Source organism: Streptomyces aureus (assembly GCF_001418135.1).
GTDB classification, from domain to species: Bacteria; Actinomycetota; Actinomycetes; order Streptomycetales; family Streptomycetaceae; genus Streptomyces; species Streptomyces aureus_A.
On record NZ_LIPQ01000674.1, the window covers coordinates 3087 to 3715 of the forward strand.

Sequence of the window (629 nt, forward strand, 5' to 3'; positions counted from 1 at the left end):
GTCCTTGCCGACGCCGTGCATGGCCGTGTAGACGGTCCGCGCGGTGCGGGGGGACCCCGGGGTCAGGACGGCGTCCGTACGCTCCAGATAGGCGTTCAGGACCTCGTCGCCGAGGGTCTCCCAGCCGGCCTCCGGGCGGGGCACGTCGTGCAGCGAGCGGATCGCGTCGATCTCGGCGGCGATCTCCGCGTCGGCGGGCGGCACGATCTGCGAGCCGTCGCCCAGGTAGACCTTGTAGCCGTTGTCGCGCGGAGGGTTGTGGCTCGCGGTCACCTCGACGCCGGCGACGGCACCCAGATGCCTTATGGCGTACGCGAGGACGGGCGTCGGCAGCGGGCGGGGGAGGAGCGCGGCGCGCAGGCCGGCGCCGGTCATCACGGCGGCGGTGTCGCGCGCGAAGTCGGCCGACTTGTAGCGGGCGTCGTAGCCGATGACGACGAGACCGCCCTCCTGGCCCTTCGCCCTGAGGTACGCGGCGAGGCCGGCGGCGGCGCGGATGACGACCGAGCGGTTCATCCGCATGGGCCCGGCGCCCAGCTCACCGCGGAGACCGGCGGTGCCGAACTGCAGCGTGCCGGCGAAACGGGCGGCGAGCTCGTCGCTCGCGCCGCGGTCGAGGAGCGCGGCGA

At 74.6% G+C, this 629-nt stretch carries 1 pseudogene; it reads right to left on the reverse strand.

Annotation, left to right across the window (positions count from 1 at the left end):
• Positions 1-629, reverse strand: a pseudogene (locus tag AOK00_RS41065) (phospho-sugar mutase); the annotation flags it as partial.